At 53.2% G+C, this 6206-nt stretch carries 5 protein-coding genes and 1 riboswitch; all 5 genes read left to right on the forward strand.

All coding sequences use genetic code 11. The features are described from left to right. Positions 1–214: 214 nt before the first annotated feature. The 5 genes from thiC to B3W37_RS02360 all read left to right on the forward strand — a co-directional run bounded on the left by thiC (position 215) and on the right by B3W37_RS02360 (position 5868). Complete coding sequence (thiC, locus tag B3W37_RS02340; RefSeq protein WP_483174650.1) at positions 215–1513, forward strand: phosphomethylpyrimidine synthase ThiC; 1299 nt, start codon at positions 215–217, stop codon at positions 1511–1513. An 18-nt stretch (positions 1514–1531) separates the two neighbouring features. Next, a complete protein-coding gene (gene bzaB / locus B3W37_RS02345; protein ID WP_483174651.1) occupies positions 1532–2812 on the forward strand; it encodes a B12 lower ligand biosynthesis ThiC-like protein BzaB in 1281 nt (426 codons plus the stop codon). 41 nt (positions 2813–2853) lie between these two features. Then, positions 2854–3636, forward strand: a complete 783-nt coding sequence (locus B3W37_RS02350) for an adenosylcobinamide-GDP ribazoletransferase (RefSeq protein WP_483174652.1) — start codon at positions 2854–2856, stop codon at positions 3634–3636. A gap of 76 nt (positions 3637–3712) precedes the next feature. Next, entirely contained in the window at positions 3713–4795 is a 1083-nt protein-coding gene (gene cobT, locus B3W37_RS02355; protein ID WP_483174653.1) for a nicotinate-nucleotide--dimethylbenzimidazole phosphoribosyltransferase, read from the forward strand. Beyond that, positions 4795–5868 carry a methyltransferase gene (locus tag B3W37_RS02360; protein ID WP_483170929.1) on the forward strand — a complete coding sequence of 358 codons (1074 nt, stop codon included), beginning with the start codon at positions 4795–4797 and terminating at the stop codon, positions 5866–5868. The genes cobT and B3W37_RS02360 overlap by 1 nt, the downstream gene beginning before the upstream one ends. Positions 5869–6027: 159 nt before the next feature. Then, positions 6028–6145, forward strand: a riboswitch (molybdenum cofactor riboswitch). The last annotated feature ends 61 nt before the right edge of the window (positions 6146–6206 follow it).

Raw genomic sequence — 6206 nt, forward strand, 5'->3', positions numbered from 1 at the left:
TGTAAAGGTTAGCAGTTGCCAGAGAACCACTCCGTCAAGGGGGAAGGGGGCAATAACGCGATGATCCTGAGTCAGGAGACCTGCCCGAAAAATGCTTAGATAGGGATGATGGTAAAATCCACGCTACGACTGGCGTGGATTTTTTGTTTCAAGGGATAAATTCTTGCCACGGTAAGGATTCCCCGCCAGCTTAAAACAAAAGGAGGAGATTGTTTTGACCCAATTGAGCAAAGCCGTAAAGGGGATTATCAGCCCTGAAATGGCGCAAGTGGCTAAGAGCGAAAGAGTTGCACCGGAATTTATCAGACAGGGAGTGGCTGCAGGCACCATCGTTATACCTCATAATATCCGGCACCGCAATGGTGCCTCCATTGGTATTGGCAGTGGACTCAGAACCAAGGTAAGTGCCAGCGTCGGAGTTTATGCGGATACGGATAGCATCGACACTGAGGTTGCCAAGATTAAGGCGGCCCTTGAGGCGGGAACAGATTCCATCATGGACCTTAGCGTAAAGGGCGATATCGATGCCATGCGCCGGGAAAACCTGGCCGCTGCATCTACGCCGTTGGGGACCCTGCCATATTACCAGGCTGTGTCTGAGGCTGCCCAAAAATACGGCACCGCTTTAAAGATGGATGTTGAAGCGCTGTTTGATGTAATTGAACGTCAGGCTGCTGATGGAGTCGACTTCCTGGCGTTGCATTGCGGCACCACCATGAGCATTGTGGAGCGGCTCAAAAAAGAGAACCGTCTTGATCCTCTGGTCAGTTACGGGGGGTCTCACCTGATTGGTTGGATGCTGCATAATCACAGGGAAAATCCCTTGTATGAATACTATGACCGGGTTCTTGAGATTGCCCGCAGATACGATGTAACCCTCAGCATCGCCGATGGGATGCGGCCTGGCTGCCTGGCCGACTCCCTGGACGGCGCCCAGGTGCAAGAGCTGGTGGTGATGGGAGAATTGGTACGGAGAGCCAGAGAAGCAGGCGTTCAAGTAATGGTCAAAGGCCCGGGCCATGTCCCCCTGAACCAGTTAAAGGCTACCATTGTTCTACAGAAGAGCCTGTGTAAAGGGGCGCCATATTTTGTATTCGGCCCGGTGGTCACAGATATTGCCGCCGGATACGACCACATCAGCGCCGCTATCGGCGGGGCTGTCAGCGCCTGGGCGGGCGCTGAATTTATCTGCTATGTGACTGCATCTGAACACATAGGCCTGCCTGATGCCGACCAGGTCCGGGAGGGAGTGGTGGCCGCCCGCATCGCAGCCCATGCGGCTGATGTAGCCAAAGGTTTGCGGGGAGCTGCCGATTGGGATTTCGAACTCTCCAAGGCCCGAAAGGATTTGGATTGGCCTAAACAGATCGCCCTGTCTATAGACCCCAAAAGGGCTGAATATATGAGAAAAACGAGAAGCGATGACACCGTGACAGGATGCGCGATGTGCGGCAAATACTGCGCGATGGAAGTCGTATCCAGGTATTTGGGTGTTTCCAAGGTGAGCTGTTAAGCAGAAAGGGTGATCTAAATGACTCAAGTATTGGCTGCCCGTGCGGGCAGAGTTACTCCGGAGATGGAAATGGTAGCCGCTCAAGAAAATCTAGATGTACAGGCTGTCCGTGAGGGCGTTGCCGCCGGCAGGATCGTGATTCCCAGAAACATCAAGCGCAAGGATTTTCAATATTGCGGCATCGGAGAGGGGCTGCGTATCAAAGTGAATGCTCTGATCGGCACCTCCAGCGACATCGAGGATGTGGCCATGGAGGAGCGCAAATTGGCTTTCGTAGAAGCGGCAGAGTGTGATGCGTTGATGGATTTGAGCACCGGCGGGGACATAGACGGGATGAGGCGTCTGGTACTGGATAAAGCCAACATTGCCGTTGGCAGTGTACCGATTTATCAGGCGGCCATTGAAGCCATCGATAGACGGGGCAGTATCGTGGGCATGACCGCGGAGGACATGCTCGAGGCCATAGAAAAACAGGCCGCCGACGGTGTAGACTTTATGGCCATTCATAGCGCTTTAAACTTCGATGTTATCAGGCGGCTTCAGAACATGGGCCGGGTTACCGATGTTGTCAGCCGGGGCGGCGCTTTCCTGACCGGCTGGATGCTCCACAACAAAAAAGAAAACCCTTTATACGAACAATTTAACCGCTTGCTGGAGATCCTCAAAAAGTATGATGTGACCTTGAGCCTGGGAGACGCTATCCGCCCTGGTTCTACAGCTGATTCCCTCGACGGAGCGCAGCTGCAGGGACTGATAGTGGCCGGGGAACTGGTGGCCAGAGCCCAGGCGGCCGGGGTTCAAGTGATGGTGGAAGGCCCCGGACACGTGCCCATGAATCACGTAGAGGCCACGGTGCTGCTGCAGAAGCGATTGTGCAACAGAGCCCCCTACTTCATCCTGGGCACATTAGCCACCGACGTAGCGCCGGGCTACGACCATATCACCTCGGCCATAGGCGGAGCCCTGGCAGGTGCGGTTGGGGCTGATTTCCTGTGCTATGTGACACCGGCCGAGCATTTAGGGCTGCCTACTGAAGAAGATGTAAAAGCAGGGGTAATCGCGGCTCGTATTGCAGCCCATGCCGCCGATCTGGCCCGGGGGAACCGGCAGGCCTGGGAGCGGGATCGGCAAATGGCGCAGGCCCGGGTGGATTCCGATTTGGACCGGCAGATCAGCCTATCCATAGATCCGGAGCAAACCCGGTCAGCTTTCGGCGCCAGGGATGATAGGCATGACTGTGCGGTTTGCGGGGCCGACTGTGCCGCTCAGGTTGCGGCTAAATATTTTGGCATAGCTTAGAGCCGGTATGGCCGGCAGTGCTGCGATTGGAGGGGTAGGCGGTGGAGTTTTTACTGGCGTTGCAGTTTCTGACCAAAGCGACTATAACCATTCCCGGCCCGGTGGAAGAAAAAAGCCTCGCCCGGGCGATGGCTTACTTCCCCTTAGTTGGAGCGCTTCTGGGATTATCTGCGGCCGTTCTTTACGACTTGTGCCGTTATGCCTGGTCTGTTCAAGTATGTGATCTCATTGTCATTGCCTATCTGGTAATCATAACCGGAAACCTGCATGGAGACGCGGTGATGGACACGGCTGATGGGATTTTCAGCGGAAGGACGCGTGAGGGTATCTTGGAGATCATGAAGGACAGCCGGGCGGGAGCGCATGGTGTAATGGCATGCTGCCTGCTGATATTGGCCAAGTTTGTGCTTCTGGGGCAAATAGCCCCGGCGGGAAAAGCAGCCGCCCTGGTTCTTATGCCGCTTCTGGGCCGCTGGGCTCAGGTCTATGGCGCCGCGGTATATCAATATGCCCGGACAGGCGGGGGTACAGGAAGGTTTACCGAATATGTGGGGCTGCGCGAGATATTCTGGGCCTCAGCAACCATCCTGGCCGCAGTCTTTGCCGTACTGGGCCGGTATATGACAGGTCAGCCTGACGGCGGAGCAGCGGCGGCGGTCGCAAAGGGCGTCATGCTGCTCGGCGTTGTTTGGGCCGGCACATTCGGCCTGGGACGGTATATATCAGGCAAGATCGGCGGTATGACCGGAGATGCCCTGGGCTCCATGAGTGAATGTATTGAGGTTTTGACGCTGCAGATATTATCCATAATGCTGGCAGATTAAAAAATAAAGACCGCAAGCACGACCAGGGAGCGTCTCCCGCTGCCCCGGGGGTTTAAGAAGAGAGGAGGCAAGCCAAATGGGATTAAAACTGGAAGAAGTAATTAGCCGTATTGAACCGGTGAGCGAGGAATGGGCTGTAAAGGCAAGAAAGCATCTCGATAACCTGGCGATTCCGCAAGGCAGTCTGGGGGAGTTATTGAACCTGGCCGAGCAGCTGGCTGCTATCAAAATGACCTTGAAGCCTTCAGTGCGAAAAAAAACGGTGGTCACTATGGCAGGAGACCACGGAGTGACGGAGGAAGGGGTCAGTCTTTTTCCCCGGGAAGTCACGCCCCAGATGGTGGCCAATTTTGTAGCCGGTGGAGCGGCCATCAATGTGCTGGGCGAGGCGGCGGGCGCCCAGGTAGTCGTGGTGGATATGGGCGTGGCCGCCGATCTCAGCGAATTAGTGGAAAAAGGTCAAATCCTTTCCTATAAGGCGGGGTATGGAACCAGAAATATGACCAGGGGCCCCGCAATGACCCGTGAAGAGGCCAAAATGGTATTAGAAGCCGGCATCGATATTGCCGGCCGCTTGGTTGGGGAAGGGGTTGAACTGTTGGCCACCGGAGACATGGGTATCGGCAACACCACCCCCAGCAGCGCCATACTGGCTGCTTTTACAGGTTGTTCCGTTTGTGACGTGACCGGCCGGGGTACCGGACTTGGCGACGATGCTTTAAGAAACAAAATCCGGGTTATTGAAAAGGCCTTAGTGGTAAACCAACCCGATGCCAATGACGCTGTGGATGTGCTGGCGAAAGTGGGGGGGTTTGAAATAGGGGGTATTGCCGGCCTTATTCTCGGCGCCGCTTACCATAGGGTCCCGGTTATCATAGATGGTTTTATATCCTCCGCCGGAGCTTTACTGGCTAAAAAACTGACCCCTGATTCTTGGGGATATATGATTGCTGCCCATCAATCCCTGGAATACGGACATCGTCTTATGCTCGAGGAACTGGGCCTTAAACCGCTCTTAAACCTGAATCTGAGGCTGGGGGAAGGGACCGGGGCGGCCCTGGCCATGAACATCGTAGAGTCGGCCGCACAAGTAATAGGCAAAATGCTTACCTTCGAGGATGCCGGGGTAAGCAGGAATACTGCGGGGGTGATCGCATAATGACTTCCTTAGCCTTTATTAATCATGATCCTCAGGATGCCGGTCCTCAGTATCTGGAGGACCTGGCTACGGGGTATTGGTTCTCGGAAGTGCTGTTTCATGCGGTTGAAATGGAAATCTTTACTTTCCTTGAACCTGATGGAAAACCTCTTGAAGAAATTGCCGCGAAGTTCAACCTGAGCGCAGGTGCTATAAAGCGGTTCTTACAGGCCCTCGGTGCGATGGGATTGATAAATTGTCAGGGGAGTAACTGTTGCAATACCAAAATGTCCAGTAAATACCTGGTTCTGCATTCCCGGTATTATCAGGGAGATTCCATTCTATGGCGGAAGCAGCTCACTGCCAGCTGGCAAGGCCTTAGCAAATGCCTCCGAAAAGGGGGGAGAGTGGATTTTGGCTCAGACCAGCCGGATCAACGACGGGATAGAATAAGAAAATATATCAAGGCCATGGATCGAGTGGCCAGGACTAAAGTTGAGGAGCTGCTTGCCATTTTCGAAGGTCTAAACATGGAGGGCGAGATTCTCGACGTAGGCGCTGGTTCCGGGGCCGTTGCCGCCGGTTTTCTTGAAAAATTTACCGCCATGAAGGCTACTCTTATGGATCTCCCCGAAGTGCTGGAATACACTCGGGAGTTAATGGCGTCCCGGCAATGGGGAGGCAGGATCGACTATTGTGAGGCCAATGTTCTGGAAACATGGCCGGTAGATAAGGAAAGCTATTACCTGGTAATTCTCTCCAACATCATTCACGCCTATTCAGAAGCAGAGGCCGCTGTCCTTTTGGATAGGGCCGCCGAATGTCTAAAACCCGGAGGATTGCTATTAATCCACGATTTCTTCCTGGAACACTATCCTTTAAAGGCAGCTCTTTTCGATTTAAATATGTTCATCAATACCTACAATGGAAAAGTCTTCTCCTCAAAATGGGCTATAAAAGAACTCGATGGCCTGAAACTATACGCAACCGGGCTTATTCCCTTAGCCACAGATACGGCGGTAATCCTGGCAGCAAAAGATAAAAAGATACTGACCAGACTATCGCTGGATAGATCAACTTTTTCCTCTGAATAAGACTACCGGCACAAAGGTTAACCAGGTGGCATACAAAACGGTAAGCGTAAAGTGCAAGGCAGGGCAGGTTATGCAAGCCGCTTCCCTACATTTTGCCGGGTTTTCCAAAAAGGAAATATAACAATTATGTCGAATGGTTGATGTATAAAATCGAATAATGCTGTGTTCGGTTTTCGAGTTACTGTACCTAAAGATAAACCATGGACAGTTGACCGACAGGGTATAGCGGGAAACGGCTATGCCTCCCGATGCGGAAAGGAAACTAGACCAGTGCCACTATGTCCAGGCCTTATTTGTGGTGCTTAGTCAGTTGTTTTCTGCAACTGACTTTTATTATT

Source organism: Syntrophomonas sp. UBA5494, from assembly GCF_002426325.1.

Bases quoted from the DNA above. Each gene is read 5' to 3' on its own strand.
- cobT (WP_483174653.1), top strand. From the start codon at position 3,713: ATGGGATTAAAACTGGAAGAAGTAATTAGCCGTATTGAACCGGTGAGC.
- B3W37_RS02360 (WP_483170929.1), top strand. From the start codon at position 4,795: ATGACTTCCTTAGCCTTTATTAATCATGATCCTCAGGATGCCGGTCCT.
- bzaB (WP_483174651.1), top strand. From the start codon at position 1,532: ATGACTCAAGTATTGGCTGCCCGTGCGGGCAGAGTTACTCCGGAGATG.